The sequence below is a fragment of the Pseudomonas sp. AFG_SD02_1510_Pfu_092 genome, assembly GCF_003331055.1.
In the GTDB taxonomy this organism is placed as follows: Bacteria; Pseudomonadota; Gammaproteobacteria; order Pseudomonadales; family Pseudomonadaceae; genus Aquipseudomonas.
Genome location: NZ_PUQD01000015.1, coordinates 58,107 through 80,284, shown reverse-complemented (window position 1 = coordinate 80,284; position 22,178 = coordinate 58,107). Strand labels below are relative to the sequence as shown.

Below are 22,178 nucleotides of genomic sequence, written 5' to 3'. Positions count from 1 at the left end.
TTGGGGGGTTGGGCGTGGGGGGCGCTTTCTCGCCTCTGGGTGTGGGGGGGGGGGGTGTGCTCGCGGGGGGCCCCCCCCCCCCCCCCCCGCGGGGCCCCCCGCGCCCCCCCCCCCCCCCCCCGGGGGGGGGGGGGGCCCCCCCCCCCCCCCCCCCTGCTGTTGCCGAAAATACCGCAGATACCGGTTGCTGAGCTAGAGAACCGCAAAGGTTCCTTGCGCTTTCGCCACCAGTTTGTCGCCCTGGACTACGTCGGCGTCGACCACCAGGGTGCGTCGCCCGGCGTGCAGCACGCGAGCGGTGCACAACACTTCACCCTCGCTGACGGCGCGCATGTAGTTGATCTTGCACTCGATGGTGACGCTTTGCTGGTCAAAACCATGGCTGGCCGAGCAGGCCAGGCCCATGGCGATGTCCACCAGGCTGAAGATCGCCCCGCCGTGCAGCTTCTGGCCACGGTTGCGCAAGTGCGGCTCGAGCGCCAGGGCTACCTCGGCAACACCGGTTTCCAGGCGTTGCAGGCGGCAGCCGAGGAGCTGGCTGAAGGCGCTCTGAACGTATTCGCAAGGAACGTCCATCACTTTTTCTTCAACTGCTTGGCGTTGGCGAACAGGGCGGCCATGGCATTGTTGCCGGGGGCGGCAGTGGCGGTCTCGCGCTGGCGCGGGGCCTGCTGCTGGCGGTTGCCGCCGTTGCCACGGTTACCCCCGCGGTTGCCTTCGACCTTCTCGCCCGGGGTATCGCTCATGCGCATGGACAGGCCGACGCGCTTGCGCGGAATGTCCACTTCCATGACCTTGACCTTGACCACATCGCCGGCCTTGACCGCTTCACGCGGGTCTTTGACGAACTTTTCCGACAGCGCCGAGATATGCACCAGGCCGTCCTGGTGCACGCCGATGTCGACGAAGGCACCGAAGTTGGTGACGTTGGTCACCACGCCTTCGAGGATCATGCCTGGCTCGAGGTCCTTGAGGTCTTCGACGCCGTCCTGGAAGGTGGCGGTCTTGAACTCGGGGCGTGGGTCGCGGCCTGGCTTGTCCAGCTCTTGCAGGATGTCGGTGACGGTCGGCAGGCCGAAGGTTTCGTCGGTGAACTGCTTCGGGTCCAGGCGCTTGAGGAAGCTGCTGTCGCCGATCAGCGAACGGATGTCGCGGTCGGTATTGGCGGCGATGCGCTGCACCAGCGGGTAGGCCTCGGGGTGAACCGCAGAGGCGTCCAGCGGGTTGTCGCCGTTCATTACCCGCAGGAAGCCGGCAGCCTGCTCGAAGGTTTTCTCGCCCAGGCGGCTGACCTTCTTCAGCGCCGCGCGGGTGGCGAACGGGCCGTTGGCGTCGCGGTGGGCGACGATGTTCTGCGCCAGCGTGGCGTTGAGGCCGGAAATACGGGTCAGCAGCGCCACCGAGGCGGTGTTTACATCCACGCCGACGGCGTTCACGCAGTCCTCGACCACGGCGTCCAGGCCACGCGCCAGCTTCACCTGGGACACGTCGTGCTGGTACTGGCCGACGCCAATGGATTTCGGGTCGATCTTCACCAGCTCGGCCAGTGGGTCCTGCAGGCGGCGGGCGATGGAGACGGCGCCACGGATCGATACATCCAGGTCGGGGAATTCGCGGGCGGCCAGTTCCGAGGCGGAGTACACCGAAGCGCCGGCCTCGGAGACCATGACCTTGGTGATCTTCAACGCCGGGTACTTCTTGACCAGTTCGGTCACCAGCTTGTCACTTTCGCGGCTGGCGGTGCCATTGCCGATGGCGATCAGTTCCACCGAATGCTTGGCGCACAGCGCGGCCATGATGGAAATGGTGCGGTCCCAGTCGTTCTTCGGCGCGTGCGGGTAGACCGTGGTGTGGTCCAGCAGCTTGCCGGTGGCATCGACCACGGCGATCTTGCAGCCGGTGCGCAGGCCCGGGTCGAAGCCCAGGGTGGCACGCGGGCCGGCCGGGGCGGCCAGCAGCAGGTCGTGCAGGTTGTGGGCGAACACGTTGATCGCCTCGCCTTCGGCATTGTCGCGCAGCTCGCCGAACAGGTCGGTTTCCAGGTGGGTGTACAGCTTGACCTTCCAGGTCCAGCGCACCACCTCGCCGAGCCACTTGTCGGCCGGGCGGTTACGGTTCTCGATACCGACATGGTTGCCGATCATCAGCTCGCACGGGTGCAGGGTGCCGGGCAGTTCCTCACCCACTTTCAGCGACGCGCTCAGCACGCCTTCGTTACGCCCGCGGAAGATTGCCAGGGCCCGGTGCGACGGGGCCGTGCGCAGCAGTTCGTCATGCGCGAAGTAGTCGCGGAACTTGGCGCCTTCCTCTTCCTTGCCGGGTACCACGCGGGCGCTGAGCACGGCCTCCTGCTTGAGGAAGCTGCGCAGCTTGTCGAGCAGCCCGGCGTCTTCGGCGAAGCGCTCCATGAGGATGTACTTGGCGCCTTCCAGCGCGGCCTTGACGTCGGCCACGCCTTTGTCGGCGTCGACGAAGCGCGCGGCCTCGCTCTCCGGGGCCAGGCTCGGGTCGTTGAACAGGCCGTCGGCCAGTTCGCCGAGGCCGGCTTCGAGGGCGATCTGGCCCTTGGTGCGGCGCTTCTGCTTGTACGGCAGGTAAAGGTCTTCGAGGCGGGTCTTGGTGTCGGCCAGGTTGATCTCGCGGGCCAGTTCCGGGGTCAGCTTGCCTTGCTCCTGGATGCTGGCCAGGATGCTGGCGCGGCGCTCGTCGAGTTCACGCAGGTAGCGCAGGCGCTCTTCCAGATGGCGCAGCTGGGTATCGTCCAGGCTACCGGTCACTTCCTTGCGGTAGCGGGCGATGAAGGGCACGGTCGAGCCTTCGTCCAACAGGCCCACGGCCGCCTCGACCTGCTGAGGGCGTACGCCCAGTTCCTCGGCGATACGGCTGTTGATGCTGTCCATGTAAACCACCTGACATTTGTGAATACGGGGGTCGCCTGTGGGCCTGTCGCCCGGCGGCGCTGGATGAAAGCCGCGCATTATACCCATCGCAAACGGCTTGCGGTGATGGCGCCCGGCCAGCCGGAACTGGCGCTGAGGGAAAAATCTGCTAACAATGCTCACGCAACGTGCAGCAATGGCTACGCCATAATGCGCGGCGATATCAGAGGAGTTATTCATGACCGGCACGCCAAACACCGCTGAAGGTGACAAGATTCTCATCGTCGATGACGACCCGGGGCTGAGCAGCCTGCTGGAACGTTTCTTCACCAGCAAGGGCTACCGTGCCCGCGCGGTGCCCAACACCGAGCAGATGGACCGTCTGCTGCAGCGTGAGGTGTTCAACCTGGTGGTGCTCGACCTGATGCTGCCCGGCGAAGATGGCCTGTCGGCATGCAAGCGCCTGCGTCAGCAGAACAACCAGATTCCGATCATCATGCTCACCGCCAAGGGTGACGAGCTCAGCCGTATCAAGGGCCTGGAACTGGGCGCCGACGACTACCTGGGCAAGCCGTTCAACCCGGACGAGCTCATGGCCCGGGTCAAGGCCGTGCTGCGCCGCCAGGCACCGAGCGTGCCGGGCGCGCCGGGCAGCGAAGACGAGTCGGTCACCTTCGGCGACTACGAGCTGTCGCTGGCCACCCGTGAGCTCAAGCGTGGCGATGAAGTGCACATGCTGACCACCGGCGAGTTCGCCGTGCTCAAGGCGCTGGTCATGCACGCACGCGAGCCGCTGACCCGCGACAAGCTGATGAACCTGGCTCGCGGTCGCGAATGGGATGCGCTGGAGCGCTCCATCGATGTGCAAATTTCCCGCCTGCGCCGCATGATCGAGCCGGACCCGTCCAAGCCGCGTTATATCCAGACTGTCTGGGGCGTGGGCTACGTGTTCGTGCCGGACGGGAACGCCGGTAAGTGATGCTGCGCCGTCGATGAAAACACCGCTCTGGTTTCCGCAAAGCTTCTTCGCTCGCACCCTGTGGCTGGTGTTGATCGTCGTCCTGTTCTCCAAGGCCTTGACCCTGGTCTACCTGCTGATGAACGAGGATGTGCTGGTCGACCGTCAGTACAGCCACGGTGTGGCGCTGACCTTGCGCGCCTATTGGGCAGCGGACGAAGAAAACCGCGACAGAATCGCCGAGGCGGCAGGCCTCATCCGGGTCACCGGCTCGGGTGTGCCCGAGGGCGAGCAGCACTGGCCGTACAGCGAAATCTACCAACGGCAGATGCAGGCCGAGCTGGGCGAAGACACCGAAGTACGGCTACGCATTCATGCGCCACCGGCGTTGTGGGTCAATGCGCCGAGCCTGGGCCCAGGCTGGTTGAAGGTGCCGCTTTACCCGCACCCGCTGCGTGGGCAGAAGATCTGGAACGTGCTGGGTTGGTTCCTGGCCATCGGCCTGTTGTCCACCGCTTCGGCATGGATCTTCGTGCGTCAGCTGAACCAGCCGCTCAAGCGCCTGGTGTTCGCCGCTCGCCAGCTGGGCCAGGGGCGCAGCGTACGCCTGCCGATCAGCGACACGCCCAGCGAGATGACCGAGGTGTACAAGGCCTTCAACCAGATGGCCGAAGATGTCGAACAGGCCGGGCGCGAGCGCGAGCTGATGCTGGCCGGGGTTTCCCATGACCTGCGCACACCGCTGACCCGCCTGCGCCTGTCACTGTCGTTGCTGAACAGCGACAATGAACTGAGTGACGACATGGTCCGTGATATCGAGGACATGGACGCGATTCTCGACCAGTTCCTGGCCTTTATCCGCGATGGCCGTGACGAGCCGGTGGAAGAGGTCGACCTGGCCGACCTGGTGCGCGAAGTGGTGGCGCCGTACAACCAGCCGGTAGAACGGGTGCGCTTGTGCCTGGAGCCGATCCCGCCGTTCCCGCTGCGTCGGGTTTCGCTCAAGCGCATGCTGGGCAACCTGATCGGCAACGCCTTGCACCACGCCGGCAAGGGCGTCGAAGTGGCCGCTTATGTGTCGGGTGACGAGAGCGCACCGTATGTGGTGTTGAGCGTGCTGGATCGCGGGACCGGCATTGATGAGTCGGAGCTGGAGACCATCTTCAACCCGTTCATTCGCGGGGACCGGGCGCGCGGCGGCAAAGGCACCGGGCTGGGGCTGGCGATCGTCAAGCGGATCGCGGCGCAGCATGGCGGCAATGTCGAGTTGCGCAACCGGTCCGGTGGCGGGATCGAGGCGCGGGTGAGGTTGCCGCTGGGGTTGTTGCTGCCGCGGAATGCCGTGTGAGGGTCACCGGCCTCTTCGCGGCTAAAGCCGCTCCCACAGGGTGTGGGAGCGGCCTTGTGTCGCGATGGGCTGCACAGCAGCCCCAGGATTTCAGCCCTTACCTTTGGTCCGGGTCTGATTAGGCCCGCCATTCTTCTCCAGATGCTCGATGATCATCCCGGCCACGTTCTTGCCGGTGGTCACCTCGATACCTTCCAGCCCCGGCGACGAGTTCACTTCCATCACCAGCGGCCCATGGTTGGAACGCAGGATATCCACCCCCGCCACGCTCAAGCCCATCACCTTGGCCGCGCGAATGGCGGTCATGCGTTCTTCCGGGGTGATCTTGATCAGGCTGGCGACCCCGCCACGGTGCAGGTTGGAGCGGAATTCCCCCGGTTTGGCCTGGCGCTTCATCGAAGCGATGACCTTGTCACCGACCACGAAGCAGCGGATGTCTGCGCCACCCGCCTCCTGGATGTACTCCTGAACCATGATGTTCTGCTTCAGCCCCATGAACGCCTCGATCACCGACTCGGCGGCCTTGGTGGTCTCGCACAGCACCACGCCGATGCCCTGGGTGCCTTCCAGCACCTTGATCACCAGCGGCGCGCCATTGACCATCTGGATCAGGTCGGGGATATCGTCCGGCGAATGGGCGAAGCCGGTGATCGGCAGGCCGATACCGCGCCGCGACAGCAGTTGCAGCGAACGCAGCTTGTCGCGCGAACGGGCAATCGCCACCGATTCGTTGAGCGGATACACGCCCATCATCTCGAACTGGCGCAGCACCGCGCAGCCATAGAAGGTTACCGAGGCACCAATGCGCGGAATCACCGCGTCGAAGCCTTCCAGCGGTTTGCCGCGGTAGTGGATCTGCGGCTTGTGGCTGGCAATGTTCATGTACGCCCGCAGGGTATCGATCACCACCATTTCGTGGCCCCGCTGGGTGCCGGCCTCGACCAGGCGGCGGGTGGAATACAGACGCGGATTGCGCGACAGCACAGCGATCTTCATGCAGCACCTGTGGCAGTGGAAAGGGTGGCCGGGAAGGCCGGTTTGTCTTGAACGTATTTCAGGCCAGGGTTGACCACCAGCTGGCCATGGATCAGCGCCTTGGAGCCCAGCAACAGGCGGTAACGCATGTTCTTGCGGCAGGCCAGGGTGAACTCCACTTCCCACACACCATCGCCCAAGGCCAATGACGTGCGGATGACATAACGGGTCTGGGCCTGGCCGTTGGAGCTCTTGATGGTCTTCATGGTGACCAGCGGTGCCTCGCAGCGGCGGTGACGCAACTGCACCACCGAGCCCAGATGCGCGGTGAAACGGACCCAGGGTTGGCCGTCGCGCTCGAACGGCTCCACCTCGGTGGCGTGCAGGCTGGAGGTGCTGGCGCCGGTGTCGATCTTGGCGCGCAGCCCGGCCACGCCAAGGTCGGGCAGGGCCACCCACTCGCGCAGGCCGATCACAGTCAAATGGTCAAATGTCTTCACGGAACGCACCCTGCGGATAAGGTGGTGAACTGTAAGCACGGCGGGGATTTTTTGCATCCGCTGGTTACGGTAGTACAGTTCGGTGAAATACAGCATTCGAGGTAACGGGATGGCACAAAAAGCCGAAGACGACGACAAGGTCCGCCTGGACAAATGGCTGTGGGCGGCGCGCTTCTACAAGACCCGCGCCCTGGCCAAGGCGGCGATCGAGAGTGGCAAGGTGCATTGCCGGGGCGAGCGTTGCAAACCGGGCAAGGAGCCGCGCGTGGGTGACGAGTTCGTGCTGCGCACCGGGTTCGACGAGCGCACGGTGGTGGTCAAGGCGCTGTCGGTGGTAAGGCGTGGGGCGCCGGAGGCGCAGACGCTGTACGAAGAAACCGAGGACAGCGTGCGCCGGCGCGAGCAGGCGGCCGAGTTGCGCAAGGCCGGGGCCATGGGTGTGACCACCGATGGGCGGCCGACCAAGAAGCAGCGGCGGCAGATTCACCAGCTGCATGGCAGCTTCGAGTAGCCGGGGCCGCTTTGCGCCCCATCGCCGGCACGCCAGCTCCCACAGGGATCGCAAAGGTTTCGGGACTTACGCAGTACCTGTGGGAGCTGGCTTGCCTGCGATGGGCTGTGCAGCAGCCCCATGGCCCTAACGGGTAACGGCCATCCGTCCGACCAATGGTAATTTGCCCAGCAGGTTGAACAACGGCGCCGTCCACCGCATCAACACCTCGCTGCCCTTGGCCGCCAGCGGCGTGTAGCAGCTCCAGCCCAACGCCAGCACCGCCATCAGCAGCCCGCCGATATAGTCATCCTGTCCCCAGTGCGCCCCGGCCACCAGGCGCGGCAGCATGAACAGGAAGGCCAGCCCCCAGACCACCAGATACTGCAACAGGCGGCGGCTGAACACGCTCATGAACAGTGCCCAGATCAGCAGCACCGAGGCATGATCGCCCGGGAAACTCTTGCTGGAGCGGTCCTTGAGCTCCCAGGCCGCTTCCAGGTTCGGGTAGTAGTCACTCAGGTGCACAACGTCGGCGAAGACCATCGACGGGCTCTTGTGTTGCCAGCCGGCGGCATCCACCCACTTGGAAAACAGCGCGCGAATCACCACTAAGAGGATCAGCGTGACCAGAAAACCGAAAAAGGCCTGGCGCACCTGGGTGGCTTTGAATACCCAATCGCCGCGGATCAGCACTGCCAGAAGGATCAGGCCGACGACGATGTCGAACGGGCGCAGGCTCCCGACAGTCCAGACGTAGCGCCAGATGGCGTGGTCGGCCAGCGGCGCATTCAGGCTGCGGAACAGCCATTCGTCGAAAGTCAGGCACAGGATCTGGCCAATGGGCCATAACCAGAAACACAGTAGAGCGATGGGAAGCAGCGTACAGGCTGCCAACGGCCCCCAGGACCACCTTGCTTGGAACAGTGGTCGATTGTCCATAAAATACCTCTATTGCAAACAGGAATCGGAGCGCCTCGTGAGCGCTCTGTCATCGGGTTCTCGCGGGTTTTCCGAAAACCCTTGTAACCATTTTGTCATCATTTTTCAGATAGCCAAAACCTATGAGCGATTTGCCTGATACCGATTTCACCCAACGTTTCATCTTCGACGAGCGCGATGTGCGCGGCGAGTGGGTGTCTCTCGATGACAGCTATGCCGCGGTGCTGGCGCGTCACCAGTACCCGCAGCCGGTGCAGGTACTGCTCGGCGAGCTGATGGCCGCCACCGCTCTGCTGGTCGGGGCGCTGAAGTTCGACGGCCTGCTGATTCTGCAGGCGCGCTCTGCCGGGCCGATCCCGCTGCTGATGGTCGAATGCTCCGGCGACCGCGATATCCGTGGCATGGCCCGCTATGAAGCCGAACAGATCCCGGCCGGTGCCAGCCTGTCGCAGCTGATGCCCGACGGCCACCTGACGCTGACCATCGATCCGGTCAAGGGCCAGCGCTACCAGGGCACCGTCGACCTCGATGGCGCCGACCTGGCGGAGTGCTTCACCAACTACTTCGTCCAGTCGCAGCAGCTCAACACACGTTTCTGGCTCAATGCCGAAGGCGGCAAGGCGCGTGGCCTGCTGCTGCAGCAGCTGCCGCGCGATCGTCAGCCGGACGACGAAGAGCGTGAGGACAGCTGGCAACACGTGGTTGCCCTGGCCAAGACCCTCAAGCCCGAGGAGTGGGCCGAAGGCAACGAAACGTTACTGCATCGCCTGTACCACGAGGACGCCGTGCGCCTGTTCGACATCCAGCCGCTGCGCTTCAATTGCAGTTGCTCGCGCGAACGTTCCGGCAATGCGCTGGTCAGTTTGGGCGAGCAAGATGCCAAGGCGCTGGTGGAAGAATGCGGCGGGCAGGTCGAGATCGACTGCCAGTTCTGCAACGAACGCTATTTCTTCGACGCCAGCGATGTGGCGCAACTGTTTGCCGGTGGCGGTACGGACGCCGCCTCAGAAACTCGCCACTGAAACGTTTAAACACAGGACAATCTCCTGTCGAATTGCGCAAAAGCGCAGTTCTGACAGGAGGGGCCTACTTTTTTTGGGCGTTTCTGGCATAATCCGGCCACTTTTTTCGCTGTAGTAGTTTTTTCAAGACAACTACAAAACGTTTGGAGCACTCGGCCTCGGGCCGGATGGGGTATCTCATGACGCAAGCCAACAACACCGTGTACACCGACCTGAGCGTCGATGAGCTGGTAAAAGAAGCGCTGCAACGCGGTGAAGGCGTACTAGCCGATACTGGCGCACTGGTCGTGGAGACTGGTCACCGTACTGGCCGTTCGCCGGCTGACCGTTTCATCGTCGAAGAGCCTTCCACCCAGGACGCCATCGCCTGGGGCCCGATCAACCGCAAGTTCCCGGCCGACAAGTTCGATGCCCTGTGGGCGCGCGTCGAGGCGTTCAACAGCGCCCAGGATCACTTCGTTTCCTACGTTCACGTAGGGGCTGCGGCCGAGCACTACCTGCCGGTGAAGATGACCACCCAGACTGCCTGGCAAAACCTGTTCGGTCGTTGCCTGTTCATCAACCCTGAGCAGTACAACCCGGCTGGCCGTGACGAGTGGCAGGTCCTCAACGTCGCCAACTTCGTCTGCGAGCCTGAGCGTGACGGCACCAACTCCGATGGCTGCGTGATCATCAACTTCGCCCAGAAGAAGGTGCTGATCGCTGGCATGCGCTACGCCGGCGAAATGAAGAAAGCCATGTTCTCGGTGCAGAACTTCCTGCTGCCGGCTGCCGACGTACTGCCGATGCACTGCGCCGCCAACATCGGTGAAGCTGGTGATGTAACCCTGTTCTTCGGCCTGTCCGGCACCGGCAAGACCACCCTGTCGGCCGACGAGAGCCGTTACCTGATCGGTGACGACGAGCACGGCTGGGGCGAGGGCGTGGTGTTCAACATCGAAGGCGGCTGCTACGCCAAGTGCATCGACCTGTCCGAGAAGAACGAGCCGGTCATCTGGAAAGCCATCAAGCATGGCGCCGTGCTGGAAAACGTCGTCCTCGACGCCAACAAGCACGCCGATTACAGCGATGTCAGCCTGACCCAGAACAGCCGTGCGGCCTACCCGCTGGAGCACGTTGCCAAGCGTTCCGAAGCGAACCTGGGCGGCGAGCCGAACGCAGTCATCTTCCTGACCTGCGACCTGACCGGTGTTCTGCCTCCGGTGTCGATCCTGAACAACGAGCAGGCGGCCTACCACTTCCTGTCCGGCTACACCGCGCTGGTCGGTTCTACCGAAATGGGTTCGGGCAGCGGTATCAAGTCGACCTTCTCCACCTGCTTCGGTGCGCCGTTCTTCCCACGCCCGGCTGGCGAGTACGCCGAGCTGCTGATCAAGCGTATCAAGGGCTTCGACTCGAAGGTCTACCTGGTCAACACCGGCTGGACCGGCGGTGGCTACGGCGTGGGCAAGCGCTTCAGCATCCCGACCACCCGTGCGGTGATCGCTGCGATCCAGAGCGGCGCGCTGATCGGTGCCGAAACCGAGCACCTGGACATCATCAACCTGGACGTGCCGAAGGCCGTTCCGGGCGTTGATACCGAACTGCTCAACCCGCGCACCAACTGGGCTGACAAGGCTGCCTACGACGAAGCCGCCAAAGGCCTGGCCAAGCTGTTCATCGAAAACTTCAAGAAGTTCGAAGTTTCCGACGCCATCAAGGCCGCTGGCCCGCAGCTGTAAGCTGAACCGGCTGCAACCAAAGAGCCGCCCCTTGGGGCGGCTTTTTTGCTTTCTACACAGGCAGCGAAAAGCTGGTTTTTCTGTTTCACTGTCAGCATCCATTGCGAAGACAAGAGCCAGCCAGATGACCGAATCCCCTCAGCGCACTGCCTTCTCCCACTTCCACCCCATCCTCACCCGCCCGCAGGACAACGACCTGAACGGCCACATCGCCGGTGCCACCGTGCACGGCTTTTTCGAAACCGCGGTCCAGGCATTCCTCGTCGAACAGGCCGAACTGGACCTGCGCGATGGCGAGCTGGCGGCTCTGGTGATCAGTTCGACGGCAGATTTCTATGCCTTGCCGAGCTTCCCGGATGTGCTGGAAGTGGGCTTGGGGGTCGTGCGCCTGGCGGGCAGTACGGTGGAGTACCGCCTGGCGCTGTTCCGCCCGGGTGAGCCGGAGGCGTGTGCGGCAGGCACGGTGGTGCAGGTGTTCGTCGAGCGTGCCAGCGGGCGGCCCGTAGCGTTGCCGGCAGCGCTGGAAATGATCCTGTCTGGCGTAGTGCTGGAACAGCAGGCATGAAAAAGCCCCGCTGGCAGGGGCGGGGCTTTTGTTGCCGGGGCAAGGCCCTCAGGCGTTAGTCGCGCCAGTGGCGCTTGTGCTTGCGGTGGCCGTAGTGGTGACCACGGTCCCAGTGACGACGGTCATCGTCGTAGCCGCGACGGTAGCGGCGGCCATCGCGGTAATCGTCTTCGTCGGCCTTGTTACCCATGTAGTTACCCAGTGCGCCACCGGCGCCACCGCCGGCTGCCGCGCCAATGTAGCTACCGGTGGTGCCGCCTACCGAGCGACCGACCACGTTACCACCTGCAGCGCCCAGCGCACCGCCGATAGCGGCCTCACCACGCTGGCGTTTGTCTGCGCCCAGGGCACCGCCTGCTGCACCGCCCAGACCGGCACCAATGGCGCCGCCGGTGCTGCCACCGATGGAGTTGCCCACGACAGAGCCCAGTACCCCACCCAATGCGCCGCCAATGCCGGCCTCGGTGGTGCCGCCTGCCATGGCAACGCCGCTGAGCAAGCTGAAAGACAACAACAGAATCGAGGAGTACTTCTTCATCAAGAGAGCCTCATAGGGATGACGAGGCGAATTTGAGCCTTGCAAGCACGTCTTGCAACGGAAATCCGACGAGTAACACGAGTTGTACACAATTCTCTAAGTTACTGTATTTACACTGAAACTTTATCGTTTTTTCGCTGTCCTAGACTTTTATGACGAAGCCCTGAACCCGCAATGGAACAGGGCTTTTTTCGTTTTTGATGTTAGCGCTTCCGGCCTCTTCGCGGGCTCGCCCGCTCCCACAGGTACGCCACAGGATTCGAGTTCGTGAAATTCCTGTGGGAGCGGGCAAGCCCGCGAAGAAGCCCACACCTTTCCTAAAGGATACGCCCGTCGTCCCGCGCCCGCTCCAGCTTGATGGCGATGAACTTCGAGGTCGGCGTATGGCTGCCCTCGCCGATGCTCTCCAGCGGCACCAGCGGGTTCACCTCAGGGTAATAGGCGGCCGCCTGCCCGGCCGGGATGTCGAACGCCAGCAGGGTAAAGCCGTGCACCCGGCGCACATGCCCGTCCCCCCACAACGACACGATGTCGACCTTCTGCCCCGGCTGGAAGCCCAGGCGGATGATGTCGGCCTCGTTGACGAACAGCACTTCGCGCTGGCCGCGCACGCCGCGGTAGCGGTCGTCCAGGCCGTAGATGGTGGTGTTGTACTGATCGTGCGAACGCATGGACTGCATGACCAGGTCCGGCAGCTGGCCGCTGGCGCGTACGCGCTCGTCGAGCAGCGTGTCCGGCAGCAGGTTGGCCTTGAAGTTGGCCCGGCCGGTGCTGGTCTTCCATTCGCGGCTGGCGGCGCTGTTGCCCAGATAAAAGCCGCCCGGCTCGCGCAAGCGCTGGTTGAAGCCGCCGAAGCCGGCGATGGTGTCGCCAATCAGGTCGCGGATGCGGTCGTAGTCGGCCACCAGCCAGTGCCAGTCCACGGGCTTCTTGCCCAGGGTGGCGGCGGCAATGCCGGCGATCACTGCCGGTTCCGAGCGCATCTGTGTCGACAGTGGCTTCAGCTGGCCGTTGGAGGCGTGCACCATGCTGAAAGAATCTTCCACCGTGACCGCCTGTGGCCCGTCGGCCTGCAGGTCGATGTCGGTGCGGCCCAGGCACGGCAGGATCAGCGCCTGCTTGCCGTGTACCAGGTGGCTGCGGTTGAGCTTGGTGCTGATGTGCACGGTCAGTTCGCAATTGCGCAGTGCCTGGGCGGTACGCTCGGTGTCCGGCGTGGCCTGGGCGAAGTTGCCGCCCAGGCCGATGAAGACCCTGGCCCGGCCGTCGAGCATGGCGTGGATCGCCTCGACGGTGTTGTGGCCGTCGTGGCGGGGTACGGGGAAGCCGAAACGCTGCTCGATGGCATCCAGCAAAGCCACCGGCGGGCGCTCGTTGATGCCCATGGTACGGTCACCCTGCACGTTGCTGTGGCCGCGCACCGGGCACAGGCCGGCGCCTGGCACGCCGATGTTGCCGCGCAGCATCTGCAGGTTGACGATTTCCTGGATGGTCGGCACCGAATGGCGGTGCTGGGTAATGCCCATCGCCCAGCACATGATCACCCGCTGGCTGCGGCAGTACATGCGCGCGGCCAGTTCGATGTCGGCCAGGGTCAGGCCGGACTGGGCCTGGATGTGCGCCCACGGCGTGGCATCCACCACCGCCAGGTAGTCGTCGAGGCCATGGCCGTGTTCGGCGATGAAAGCATGGTCGAACACGGCCGGTTCGCCTTTGGCCTGGGCTTCGCGCTCCCACTGCAAGGCGAACTTGGCCATGCCGCGCAGCAGCGCCATGTCGCCACCCAGCGCCGGGCGGAAGAACGCGGTGTTGGTCGGGCGGTCGCTGTTGGTCAGCATTTCCAGCGGGTTCTGCGGGTGCTGGAAGCGTTCCAGGCCACGCTCCTTGAGCGGGTTGATGCACACCACCTGGGCGCCACGCTTCACCGCGTCACGCAACGGGTCGAGCATGCGCGGGTGATTGGTACCCGGGTTCTGGCCCCAGACGAAAATCGCGTCGGCATGTTCGAAGTCGTCAAAGGTGACGGTGCCTTTGCCGACCCCGACGCTTTGCCCCAGGGCCACGCCACTGGCCTCGTGGCACATGTTCGAGCAGTCGGGGAAATTGTTGGTGCCGTAGGCGCGGACGAACAGCTGGTACAGGTACGCCGCCTCGTTGCTGGCCCGGCCCGAGGTGTAGAACTCGGCCTGGTCAGGGCTGGCCAGCTTGTTCAGCTCGCGGGCGATCAGGGCGAAGGCGGCGTCCCAGCTGATCGGTTGGTAGCGGTCGCTGGGCGCGTCGTAGACCATCGGTTCGGTCAACCGGCCCTGGTACTCCAGCCAGTAGTCGCTCTGCTGCAGCAGCGCAGTGACGCTGTAGCGGGCGAAGAAGGCGGCATCGACGCGGCGCTTGGTCGCCTCCCAGTTCACCGCCTTGGCGCCGTTCTCGCAGAACTTGACCATGCCGCTTTCCGGCGAGTCGCCCCAGGCGCAGCCGGGGCAGTCGAAACCGCCGTTCTGGTTGGTCTTGAGCAGGGCGCGAATGTTCTTCAGCGCGTTATCGCTGCCGACCCAGGCCTTGGCCACGCTGCGCAGCGCACCCCAGCCGCCGGCGGGGCCGTGGTAGGGCTTGTAGCGAGGGGAGGAAGTTGGGGCGTTGTCCGGGAGTTGCTGGTACGAGGTCACGACTGTTACGACTCCGCCGCTGGGCTGTAGACCCGCGGTGCGCTGTGCTTGGGCAGATGAATGAGGTTGAGGTTGTGCTTGCGCGCCCATTGCAGGGCAAGGCCGGTCGGCGCCGACAGGCTGACCAGGGTCTGGATACCGGCGCGCAGCACTTTCTGGATCAGCTCCAGGCTGCAGCGGCTGGTGACGATGGCAAGGCCGCCCTGGCTGTCGATGCTTTGGCGCAGCAGGGCGCCGATCAGCTTGTCGAGGGCGTTGTGCCGGCCGATGTCTTCGCGACCGAGCAGCAGTTCACCGTGGCGGTCCATGAACAGCGCCGCATGCACCGCGCCGCAGTGCTGGCCGAGGGGCTGGAAGGCATCGATGCGTTCACGCAGGCCGACCAGCCATTGCGCCGGTGGCAATGGTGCGCCCGGCAGCTCGGCCAGCTCGGGCAGTGCCTGCTCCAGCGCTTCGACCCCGCACAGGCCGCAACCACTGGTGCCGGCCAGCTGGCGGCGCTGGTTTTTCAGGTTCCAGAACGCCCGGCTGGAAATCTCCAGGTCGGCATACATCGCCGAGCCACTGCCGGAGAGCTTCAGGTCGTAGATTTCTGCGGTGCCTTCGACGATGCCGCTGCCGACACTGAAGCCGACCGCGAAGTCTTCGAGGTCGGTAGGGCTGACCAGCATCACCGCCTGGTTGAGGCCGTTGTAGGCGATGGCCAGGGCGACTTCTTCGGCCAGCGGGGTGCTGTCGCGTCTGGCGTCGCTGAGCTGCACGTACTCGTAGGTGTTACTGGCTGCGGGCATGCACAGGGGGGAAGACGCCGCGCAGACCGGAGGCTTGCTTTTCATTGGGGCAATATCGGGCAATGGGCAGCTTTCTGAATAGCACAAGCCTAGGCGTGTGGGCCGGCGACGTCTAATCGCTAGGGTCTATGCCGTGATAGACCGCGTCGATTGGCCGCACAGGGGCGCAGGGAGAAAAGCTGGCCTAGACTGCTGTGTCCGAGGTTTCGTCAACAAGGAGAGCGCTATGAGCTTGTTCAGTTTCGTCAAGGAAGCGGGCGAGAAGTTGATCGACCTGCTGACCCCCGGCAACGCCAATGCCGAAGAGCAGCTAAAGAAACACGTGGAGAGTGTCGGCCTGGGCAACCCGAATATCACGGCCACTGTGGAGGGTGACACGATCATCCTCAAAGGTGAGGTGGCCAGCCAGGAGGAGAAGGAGAAAATCATTCTGGCGGCGGGCAACATTGCCGGAGTTGCCAGCGTCGATGACCAGATCACCGTGACCGGGCCGGTGGCCCAGGCGGCGCGGTTCGTGACGGTGGAGAAGGGCGACACGCTGAGTGCCATTTCGAAGAAGGTGTACGGCGACGCCAACAAGTACCAGAAGATCTTCGACGCCAACAAACCGATGCTCAAGCACCCGGACAAGATCTACCCGGGGCAGGTGTTGCGTATTCCTGATTGATCTCTGCAGCCTGCCCCGGCCCTATCGCCGGCAAGCCAGCTCCCACAGGATTACCACAGGCCTGAGGACCTGCGAGGTATCTGTGGGAGCGGGCGAGCCCGCGAAAGGGCCTTCACAGGCCAACCAACAACTTCCGGTAATCCTCGACCGCCGCAAACTCCTCGGTATCACGCGGCTGGGCCTTGCTATCGGGCTGGCGCACAGCCAGCAGATGCCCCACGCCAAACCGGCGCGCACTGCGCAGAATCGCCAGGGTGTCATCGATGAACAGGCTGCGCCCCGGGTCGAAGCCGATGTCCGCCTGCAAGGCATCCCAGAACTGCGGGCTTTCCTTCGGGTAGCCATAATCGTGCGAGCTGATCAGCCGCTCGAAATACGGCGCCAGCTCCACCCGCTCCAGCTTCAGCGACAGCGAATCGCGGTGCGCATTGGTGATCATCACCACGCGCTTGCCCGCGTTGCGGAGCGCCGCCAGAAAGGTATCGGCATCCGGGCGCAGGGCGATCAGGTCGGCGATTTCCCGCTTCAGCTCGCGGATCGGCAAGCGCAGCTCGCGGCTCCAGAAGTCCAGGCAATACCAGTTCAGCGTGCCGGCGTTGCGTTCGAACAGCGGCTGCAGCTCCATTTCCGCCATGGCCCGGCTCACCCCGTGCAGCTCGGCATAGCGCTGGGGCAGGTGCTCCAGCCAGAAGCGGTTATCGTAATGCAGGTCGAGCAGGGTGCCATCCATGTCCAGCAGGACGGTATCGATGGCAGACCAGGGAAGAACAGGCATGGGAAACTCTCGATCAGTCGGCAAGCCACGGTATAGTAACCCGTTCACGCCAAGGAGCCGCCCCATGCGCCAGAAACCCACCGTCCTCAGCCGCGAAATTGTCGCCAGCAGCCGCCTGTTTCGCGTCGAAGCCGTGCAATTGCGTTTCAGCAATGGCAACGAGCGTACCTACGAGCGGCTGGTGGGCCGGGGCAACGGCTATGGTGCGGTGATGATCGTGGCCATGCTCGACGCCGAGCATGCCGTGCTGGTCGAGGAGTATTGCGGTGGCACCGACGAATACGAGGTGTCGTTGCCCAAGGGCCTGATCGAGCCGGGTGAAGACGTGCTGGCGGCGGCCGACCGGGAACTGAAGGAAGAAGCCGGTTTTGGTGCGCGTCAGCTGGAGCACCTGACCGAGCTGTCGCTGTCGCCGGGCTACATGAGCCAGAAGATCCAGGTGGTGTTGGCCAGCGACTTGTACGAAGAGCGTCTGGAAGGCGACGAGCCGGAGCCGATGCGGGTCGACAAGGTCAACCTGCGCGAGCTGTCGGCGCTGGCCATGCACCCGCAGTTCACCGAGGGCCGAGCGCTGGCGGCGCTGTACCTGGCCCGTGACCTGCTGATCCAGCGGGGGCTGCTGGAGCTATGAACGACCTGCAACTGATGCACCAGGTGGTCAAGCTGGCGCTGCAGGCTGGCGAGGCGATCCTGCCGTTCTGGCGCGCCGATGTCGCCGTGACCAACAAGGCCGATGATTCGCCGGTCACCGCCGCCGATCTGGCGGCGCACCGGGTGATTGCAGATGGCCTGCTGGCGCTGGCACCGCACATTCCGGTGCTGTCCGAAGAGGACTGCAACATTCCGCTGGCCGAGCGCCAGGGCTGGAGCCGCTGGTGGCTGGTCGACCCGCTGGACGGCACCAAGGAATTCATCGCCGGCAGCGAGGAGTTCACGGTCAACATCGCCCTGGTCGAAAACGGCGAGGTGGTGTTTGGCGTGGTGTCGATGCCGACCAACGGGCGCTGCTACTTCGGTGGCCGTGGGTTGGGCGCCTGGCGTGCGCAGGCCGGTGAGGCAGCCCAGCCGATCCAGGTACGCAACGCACCGCCGGCGGGCGGGCGTTTCACCGTGGTCGCCAGCCGCCGGCATTCCAGCCCGGAACAGGAAGCCCTGTTGGCCGGGCTTGGGGCTGCGCTAGGTGAGCTGGAGCTGGCCAACATCGGCAGTTCGTTGAAGTTCTGCCTGTTGGCTGAAGGTAGCGCCGATTGTTACCCGCGCCTGGCGCCGACGTCGCAGTGGGATACTGCGGCGGCGCAGGGGGTGGTGGAAGGGGCCGGTGGCGAGGTGATCGGGCTGGATGGCTTGCCGTTCCGCTACCCGCCGCGGGAGTCGTTGCTCAACCCGCATTTCCTGGCGTTGCCGGCAAAGGCTGCTTGGCGCCAGGCCTTCCTGAGGCTGATCTGACGAGTATCACCACACTGTGGGAGTTCAGGATTTCAGCTTCGCCGCCTATATCGCCGGGGCCGCTTTGCGGCCCATCGCCGGCAAGCCAGCTCCCACAAGTACTGCGCAAAGCGTCAGCATGGCGCTGCCCCTGTGGGAGCTGGCTGGCCGGCGATGGGCTGCGCAGCAGACCCGACAGCATCAGGCTCCACGTCAGCGGTGCAGCACGTACTGCCCGCTGAAGGTAACCGCCGGCTCGTCACTCCCGGCATTGCTCACCGTGGTCTCCAGCGTCAGTCGCGCCCGCCCGCGGCGCTGGTACAGGGTCACGAAGCGCTCCCAGGTCTTCTCGTCCGGCGCCGCACAGCGTGCCACCGCCGCGCCGGTCACCGGCAACGGATAACTGATCTGCCCCTCCTGGATCACGATATGCCCGTCATCGATCCCGGCTTCACGCAGGCGCAGGTGCAGCCAGCCCCATCCCACCAGTACCGCGGCGCAGTACAGGCTGCCACCGAACATGGTGCTCTTGTGGTTGACGTTGGCCGCCAGTGGCAGTTGCAGGCGCAGGGTATGCTGCTGCCAGTCGAGCACTTCCAGACCCATTTCGCGGGTCAGGGGGATGTCGCCATGCAGTACGGTTTGCAGGTACTGGCTGTCGTTACTCATCAACGGTTGTCCTCTTGATCGTCATGCCCGCCGCTGCCGCCGTCGAAGCTCAAGCCGTGCTTGCGCAGCTTGTCGTGCAGGGTCTTGCGCGGAATACCCAGCGCCTCGGCCAGGCTGCGCATGGAATTGTGCGGCTGGGCCAGTTCGGCAGCGATCAGCGAGCGTTCGAACTGCTCGACCTGCTCGCTGAGGTTGCCATTCGGCACTGGCAAGGCAGCCGCCGCGGTTGCCTGGGGCTGGCCGTCCAGCGCCAGTTCCAGGCCAAGGGCGAAGCGCTCGGCGGCGTTCTGCAGCTCGCGTACGTTACCTGGCCAGTCATGGCGCAGCAGCGTGGCGCGCTGAGCCGGTTGCAGGGTGTGCGCCGGCAGGCCATGGCGCTGGCTGGCAGCATCGGCAAAGTGCTGGAACAGCACCAGAATGTCATCGCCGCGCTCGCGCAACGGTGGAATACGCAGCGGCGCCACGTTCAGGCGGTAATACAGGTCGGCGCGAAAACGCCCCTGGTCGGCGGACTGGCGCAGGTCTTCCTTGGTCGCGGCAATGATGCGGATGTCCAGCGGGATAAGCTGGTTGCCACCCAGGCGTTCGACCACCCGCTCCTGCAGCATGCGCAGCAGTTTTACCTGCACATCCAGGCTCATGCTCTCGATTTCGTCGAGAAACAGCGTGCCGCCATTGGCGAACTCGAACTTGCCGATACGGCGCTTCTGCGCACCGGTGAACGCGCCGGGCTCATGGCCGAACAGCTCGCTTTCGACCACCGACTCGGCCAGCGCGCCGGCATTGATCGCCACGAACGGGCCGTCGCGGCGGCTGGACAGGTCGTGCAGGGCGCGGGCTACCACCTCTTTGCCGGCGCCGGTCTCACCCAGAATCAGGACATCGGCGCGGGTCGCGGCCAGCGCGCCGATCTGTTCGCGCAGGCGCTGCATGGACGCTGACTGGCCGACCAGGCGGGTCGCCAGTTGCTGGCGGTCGCTCAGGGCCAGGCGCAGGCTGCGGTTGTCCAGCACCAGGCGGCGCAGGGCCAGGGCGCGGCGTACGCTGTCGAGCAGGGCGTCGCTGGCAAACGGCTTTTCCAGAAAATCATAGGCCCCGGCGCGCATTGCCTGCACGGCCAGCGGCACATCGCCGTGGCCGGTGATCAGCAGCACCGGTAGCTCGTTGTCGCGGTTGTGCAGCTGTTCCAGCAGTTGCAGGCCATCGATGCCCGGCATGCGGATGTCGCTGACCACCACCCCGGGCCAGTCGGCTTCGATGCGATCGGCGAGGCCTTGGGCATCGGCCAGGGCGACCACCTTGAGCCCGGCCAGGTCGAGGGTCTGGCTCAGGGCCTGGCGCAGGTGCGGGTCGTCGTCGACCAGAATGACCTGGGCTCGGCTGTCGATCGTTGTCTCGCTGGTCATGCCGAGGGGTCCTCCGAATTGGGCAATGTAGCGCCAGGCGCGGCCACGCGCAGCTGCAGGGTGAGCAGTGCGCCACCTTCGGGGTGGTTGGCCAGCAGCAGCTCACCGCCCAGGGCACGCATCAGGCTTTCGCAGATGGCCAGACCCAGGCCAAGGCCCTGGGTGCGGGTCTTGGTGGTGAAGAATGGCTCCTTGGCGTGTTCCAGGGCCTGGCGGCTGAAGCCCGGCCCGTTGTCGCGAATGTACAGATAGACGCAGCCATCGCGTTGTTCGGCACTTAGCCACAGGCGGCGCGGGTTGGCCTTTTCGGTCAGGGCATCGAGGGCGTTGGCCAGCAGGTTGCCGAGCACCTGGCGCAGGCGGGTCTCGCCGGCCTGGACCCACAGGGTGGCTTCCGGCAGGTCGCGGATAAGCTCCACGGCCATCGCCCGGCGGCGCTTGGCCAGCAGCGCCAGGGCGTCGTCCAGGGCCGGCTGCAGGGCCACGCTTTCCGGTGCATGCCGGTCACGGCGGGCAAAGGCGCGCAGGTGCGCGATGATCGAGGCCATGCGCCCGGTCAGCTCGCCAATCAGCTTGAGGTTGCCGCGGGCGTCTTCGGTGCGCTGGTGATCGAGCAGGATCTCGGCATTTTCCGCATAGCTGCGGATGGCCGCCAGCGGCTGGTTGAGCTCGTGGCTGATGCTGGCCGACATGGTGCCGAGCACCGACAGCTTGCCGGCCTGCACCAGCTCGTCCTGGGCGCGCACGGCCTCCTGCTGGGCGTTCTCGCGCTCCAGCACGGCGCTTTTCAGCCGGGTATTCAGGCCTTCGAGGTCGGCGGTGCGCTCGGCCACGCGGTTTTCCAGTTCCTGGCGGCCACGGGCCTCGAAGTCGATGCGGTCGATGTAGTGGCGGCGGCGCTGCATCACCAGCCCGGCCAGCAGCATCAGCACCAGCAAGGTGCCCGCGCCGATGGCCATGACCGTTTGCACCGAGCGATCGACCAGCATGCGCGGGGCGAGGATGCTGACTTGCCAGCCGGTTTCCTTGATGTCGCGGGTTTGCGAGATCCAGGCGTCCTGGTTGAGCACCAGCGGTTGTGGCGCCTGGGTCGGGTAGGGCTGGATGGCGATGATGGCCTGGCGCTCGGCCTCGGTCAGGGCGCGGGTCGCGCGGAAGCGCCAGTCGGGCCGCGAGGTGAGGATGACCACGCCATTGTGGTCGGTCAGCAACAGCTGCTCGGGGGTGCGGCCCCACAGGGTTTCGGTGTGGTCGAGATCGACCTTGACCACCAGTACGCCAACGATGCGCTCGCGGTCACGTACGGCGGCGGCAAAGAAGTAGCCGCGCTTGGCCGATGTGGTGCCTTGGCCGAAGAAGCGCCCCAGGCGCCCGGCCATGGCTTCGTTGAAGTACGGGCGGAAGGCGAAGTTGCGGCCGACGAAGCTATCGCGCTTGTCCCAGTTGGACGCCGCCAGGGTGTTGCCGCTGACGTCCATCAGGTACATCACCTCGGCGCCGGTCTTCTGCACGATGTCCTTCAGCAGGCGGTTGGCGTTGGTGACCGCTTCCAGGCGCAAGGGGTCGGCAAGCACGCCACGCAGTGCCGGCAAGTCGCCGAGGATCTGCGGCAGGGTCTCGTAGCGGTGCAGGGTGCCGAGCAGGTTGGCGACGTACAGGTCGAGGGTCTGGCGGTTTTGCGAGGCCAGTTCTTCCTGGTAGTAGCGTTCGGCCAGGTGGTGCAAGGGCCAGAGTAACGGCGCCAGGCACAGGGCCAGCAGGGCCAGGCTGCGCCAGCGGGGACGGCGTGGGGGCGTGGGTTTTGCAATCATCACGTAAAGGCGCCAGAAAAGTCTGACGCAATT

Annotated in this window: 21 protein-coding genes; 9 read left to right on the top strand and 12 right to left on the bottom strand. The window is 64.8% G+C overall.

The features are described 5' to 3' along the window. Positions 1 to 192: 192 nt before the first annotated feature. The gene (locus C6A77_RS09680) at positions 193 to 576 is read right to left on the bottom strand and encodes a PaaI family thioesterase (protein ID WP_114169260.1); all 384 of its coding nucleotides are present in this window, start codon (positions 574 to 576) and stop codon (positions 193 to 195) included. Then, the gene (locus C6A77_RS09675; RefSeq protein ID WP_114169259.1) at positions 576 to 2,900 is read right to left on the bottom strand and encodes a Tex family protein; all 2,325 of its coding nucleotides are present in this window, start codon (positions 2,898 to 2,900) and stop codon (positions 576 to 578) included. The genes C6A77_RS09680 and C6A77_RS09675 overlap by 1 nt, the downstream gene beginning before the upstream one ends. 217 nt (positions 2,901 to 3,117) lie before the next feature. Between C6A77_RS09675 and ompR the strand changes: the two genes are divergently transcribed. Continuing rightward, positions 3,118 to 3,858 carry a two-component system response regulator OmpR gene (gene ompR, locus C6A77_RS09670; RefSeq protein WP_012270052.1) on the top strand — a complete coding sequence of 247 codons (741 nt, stop codon included), beginning with the start codon at positions 3,118 to 3,120 and terminating at the stop codon, positions 3,856 to 3,858. A gap of 13 nt (positions 3,859 to 3,871) precedes the next feature. Then, positions 3,872 to 5,185, top strand: coding sequence for an ATP-binding protein (locus tag C6A77_RS09665; protein ID WP_114169258.1), 1,314 nt, complete (start codon positions 3,872 to 3,874; stop codon positions 5,183 to 5,185). A 90-nt stretch (positions 5,186 to 5,275) separates the two neighbouring features. Here C6A77_RS09665 and rimK read toward each other — a convergent pair whose 3' ends face one another. Both rimK and C6A77_RS09655 read right to left on the bottom strand, forming a co-directional pair. Then, positions 5,276 to 6,181: a 30S ribosomal protein S6--L-glutamate ligase gene (gene rimK, locus C6A77_RS09660; RefSeq protein ID WP_114169257.1), complete on the bottom strand. Its 906-nt coding sequence runs from the start codon at positions 6,179 to 6,181 to the stop codon at positions 5,276 to 5,278. Next, complete coding sequence (locus tag C6A77_RS09655; protein ID WP_003257436.1) at positions 6,178 to 6,660, bottom strand: ATP-dependent zinc protease; 483 nt, start codon at positions 6,658 to 6,660, stop codon at positions 6,178 to 6,180. Before C6A77_RS09655 ends, rimK begins: the two co-directional genes overlap by 4 nt. A 109-nt stretch (positions 6,661 to 6,769) precedes the next feature. Between C6A77_RS09655 and C6A77_RS09650 the strand changes: the two genes are divergently transcribed. Beyond that, a complete protein-coding gene (locus C6A77_RS09650; protein WP_013970457.1) occupies positions 6,770 to 7,171 on the top strand; it encodes a S4 domain-containing protein in 402 nt (133 codons plus the stop codon). 126 nt (positions 7,172 to 7,297) lie between these two features. On the opposite strand, the gene C6A77_RS09645 is transcribed toward C6A77_RS09650, so the two are convergent. Then, positions 7,298 to 8,092: a phosphatase PAP2 family protein gene (locus C6A77_RS09645; RefSeq protein WP_114169256.1), complete on the bottom strand. Its 795-nt coding sequence runs from the start codon at positions 8,090 to 8,092 to the stop codon at positions 7,298 to 7,300. Positions 8,093 to 8,214: 122 nt separating this feature from the next. Between C6A77_RS09645 and hslO the strand changes: the two genes are divergently transcribed. The 3 genes from hslO to C6A77_RS09630 all read left to right on the top strand — a co-directional run bounded on the left by hslO (position 8,215) and on the right by C6A77_RS09630 (position 11,400). Then, positions 8,215 to 9,114, top strand: coding sequence for an Hsp33 family molecular chaperone HslO (hslO, locus tag C6A77_RS09640; RefSeq protein WP_114169255.1), 900 nt, complete (start codon positions 8,215 to 8,217; stop codon positions 9,112 to 9,114). A 179-nt stretch (positions 9,115 to 9,293) separates the two neighbouring features. Beyond that, positions 9,294 to 10,835, top strand: coding sequence for a phosphoenolpyruvate carboxykinase (locus tag C6A77_RS09635; RefSeq protein WP_114169254.1), 1,542 nt, complete (start codon positions 9,294 to 9,296; stop codon positions 10,833 to 10,835). Positions 10,836 to 10,959: 124 nt separating this feature from the next. Further along, entirely contained in the window at positions 10,960 to 11,400 is a 441-nt protein-coding gene (locus tag C6A77_RS09630; protein WP_114169253.1) for a thioesterase family protein, read from the top strand. A 55-nt stretch (positions 11,401 to 11,455) separates the two neighbouring features. On the opposite strand, the gene C6A77_RS09625 is transcribed toward C6A77_RS09630, so the two are convergent. From C6A77_RS09625 to fdhD, 3 genes are all read right to left on the bottom strand, one after another. Next, positions 11,456 to 11,938 carry a glycine zipper domain-containing protein gene (locus tag C6A77_RS09625; RefSeq protein WP_114169252.1) on the bottom strand — a complete coding sequence of 161 codons (483 nt, stop codon included), beginning with the start codon at positions 11,936 to 11,938 and terminating at the stop codon, positions 11,456 to 11,458. 317 nt (positions 11,939 to 12,255) lie between these two features. After that, positions 12,256 to 14,601 (bottom strand): FdhF/YdeP family oxidoreductase, encoded by a 2,346-nt coding sequence (locus tag C6A77_RS09620; RefSeq protein ID WP_114169251.1) that lies wholly within the window; start codon positions 14,599 to 14,601, stop codon positions 12,256 to 12,258. 5 nt (positions 14,602 to 14,606) lie between these two features. After that, positions 14,607 to 15,437 (bottom strand): formate dehydrogenase accessory sulfurtransferase FdhD, encoded by an 831-nt coding sequence (gene fdhD, locus C6A77_RS09615; RefSeq protein ID WP_114169250.1) that lies wholly within the window; start codon positions 15,435 to 15,437, stop codon positions 14,607 to 14,609. 181 nt (positions 15,438 to 15,618) lie between these two features. On the opposite strand from fdhD, the gene lysM reads away from it, so the two are divergent. Beyond that, positions 15,619 to 16,059: a peptidoglycan-binding protein LysM gene (lysM, locus tag C6A77_RS09610; protein ID WP_114169249.1), complete on the top strand. Its 441-nt coding sequence runs from the start codon at positions 15,619 to 15,621 to the stop codon at positions 16,057 to 16,059. Positions 16,060 to 16,171: 112 nt separating this feature from the next. On the opposite strand, the gene yrfG is transcribed toward lysM, so the two are convergent. After that, on the bottom strand, positions 16,172 to 16,834 hold the full coding sequence (gene yrfG / locus C6A77_RS09605) for a GMP/IMP nucleotidase (protein ID WP_114169248.1): 663 nt from the start codon (positions 16,832 to 16,834) through the stop codon (positions 16,172 to 16,174). 64 nt (positions 16,835 to 16,898) lie between these two features. On the opposite strand from yrfG, the gene nudE reads away from it, so the two are divergent. After that, the gene (gene nudE, locus C6A77_RS09600; RefSeq protein WP_114169247.1) at positions 16,899 to 17,465 is read left to right on the top strand and encodes an ADP compounds hydrolase NudE; all 567 of its coding nucleotides are present in this window, start codon (positions 16,899 to 16,901) and stop codon (positions 17,463 to 17,465) included. Continuing rightward, a complete protein-coding gene (cysQ, locus tag C6A77_RS09595; protein WP_114169246.1) occupies positions 17,462 to 18,280 on the top strand; it encodes a 3'(2'),5'-bisphosphate nucleotidase CysQ in 819 nt (272 codons plus the stop codon). The genes nudE and cysQ overlap by 4 nt, the downstream gene beginning before the upstream one ends. Before the next feature lie 192 nt (positions 18,281 to 18,472). Here the strand turns inward: cysQ and C6A77_RS09590 are convergent, their stop codons facing one another. Genes C6A77_RS09590 through C6A77_RS09580 form a run of 3 tightly spaced genes read right to left on the bottom strand, consistent with a single transcriptional unit; the run spans position 18,473 to position 22,145 of the window. After that, positions 18,473 to 18,928 carry a YiiD C-terminal domain-containing protein gene (locus C6A77_RS09590; protein ID WP_114169245.1) on the bottom strand — a complete coding sequence of 152 codons (456 nt, stop codon included), beginning with the start codon at positions 18,926 to 18,928 and terminating at the stop codon, positions 18,473 to 18,475. Beyond that, entirely contained in the window at positions 18,928 to 20,334 is a 1,407-nt protein-coding gene (locus tag C6A77_RS09585) for a sigma-54 dependent transcriptional regulator (protein WP_114169244.1), read from the bottom strand. The genes C6A77_RS09590 and C6A77_RS09585 overlap by 1 nt, the downstream gene beginning before the upstream one ends. Continuing rightward, positions 20,331 to 22,145, bottom strand: a complete 1,815-nt coding sequence (locus tag C6A77_RS09580) for an ATP-binding protein (RefSeq protein WP_114169243.1) — start codon at positions 22,143 to 22,145, stop codon at positions 20,331 to 20,333. The genes C6A77_RS09585 and C6A77_RS09580 overlap by 4 nt, the downstream gene beginning before the upstream one ends. Positions 22,146 to 22,178: the final 33 nt, after the last annotated feature.

Excerpts from the sequence above, each read along its gene's own strand:
- hslO (WP_114169255.1), top strand. The coding sequence starts at position 8,215 with ATGAGCGATTTGCCTGATACCGATTTCACCCAACGTTTCATCTTCGAC.
- fdhD (WP_114169250.1), bottom strand. The coding sequence starts at position 15,437 with ATGAAAAGCAAGCCTCCGGTCTGCGCGGCGTCTTCCCCCCTGTGCATG.
- rimK (WP_114169257.1), bottom strand. The coding sequence starts at position 6,181 with ATGAAGATCGCTGTGCTGTCGCGCAATCCGCGTCTGTATTCCACCCGC.
- cysQ (WP_114169246.1), top strand. The coding sequence starts at position 17,462 with ATGAACGACCTGCAACTGATGCACCAGGTGGTCAAGCTGGCGCTGCAG.
- C6A77_RS09650 (WP_013970457.1), top strand. The coding sequence starts at position 6,770 with ATGGCACAAAAAGCCGAAGACGACGACAAGGTCCGCCTGGACAAATGG.
- C6A77_RS09635 (WP_114169254.1), top strand. The coding sequence starts at position 9,294 with ATGACGCAAGCCAACAACACCGTGTACACCGACCTGAGCGTCGATGAG.
- C6A77_RS09645 (WP_114169256.1), bottom strand. The coding sequence starts at position 8,092 with ATGGACAATCGACCACTGTTCCAAGCAAGGTGGTCCTGGGGGCCGTTG.
- C6A77_RS09665 (WP_114169258.1), top strand. The coding sequence starts at position 3,872 with ATGAAAACACCGCTCTGGTTTCCGCAAAGCTTCTTCGCTCGCACCCTG.
- C6A77_RS09580 (WP_114169243.1), bottom strand. The coding sequence starts at position 22,145 with ATGATTGCAAAACCCACGCCCCCACGCCGTCCCCGCTGGCGCAGCCTG.
- C6A77_RS09680 (WP_114169260.1), bottom strand. The coding sequence starts at position 576 with ATGGACGTTCCTTGCGAATACGTTCAGAGCGCCTTCAGCCAGCTCCTC.
- yrfG (WP_114169248.1), bottom strand. The coding sequence starts at position 16,834 with ATGCCTGTTCTTCCCTGGTCTGCCATCGATACCGTCCTGCTGGACATG.
- lysM (WP_114169249.1), top strand. The coding sequence starts at position 15,619 with ATGAGCTTGTTCAGTTTCGTCAAGGAAGCGGGCGAGAAGTTGATCGAC.
- C6A77_RS09630 (WP_114169253.1), top strand. The coding sequence starts at position 10,960 with ATGACCGAATCCCCTCAGCGCACTGCCTTCTCCCACTTCCACCCCATC.
- C6A77_RS09585 (WP_114169244.1), bottom strand. The coding sequence starts at position 20,334 with ATGACCAGCGAGACAACGATCGACAGCCGAGCCCAGGTCATTCTGGTC.
- C6A77_RS09590 (WP_114169245.1), bottom strand. The coding sequence starts at position 18,928 with ATGAGTAACGACAGCCAGTACCTGCAAACCGTACTGCATGGCGACATC.
- ompR (WP_012270052.1), top strand. The coding sequence starts at position 3,118 with ATGACCGGCACGCCAAACACCGCTGAAGGTGACAAGATTCTCATCGTC.
- C6A77_RS09675 (WP_114169259.1), bottom strand. The coding sequence starts at position 2,900 with ATGGACAGCATCAACAGCCGTATCGCCGAGGAACTGGGCGTACGCCCT.
- C6A77_RS09625 (WP_114169252.1), bottom strand. The coding sequence starts at position 11,938 with ATGAAGAAGTACTCCTCGATTCTGTTGTTGTCTTTCAGCTTGCTCAGC.
- nudE (WP_114169247.1), top strand. The coding sequence starts at position 16,899 with ATGCGCCAGAAACCCACCGTCCTCAGCCGCGAAATTGTCGCCAGCAGC.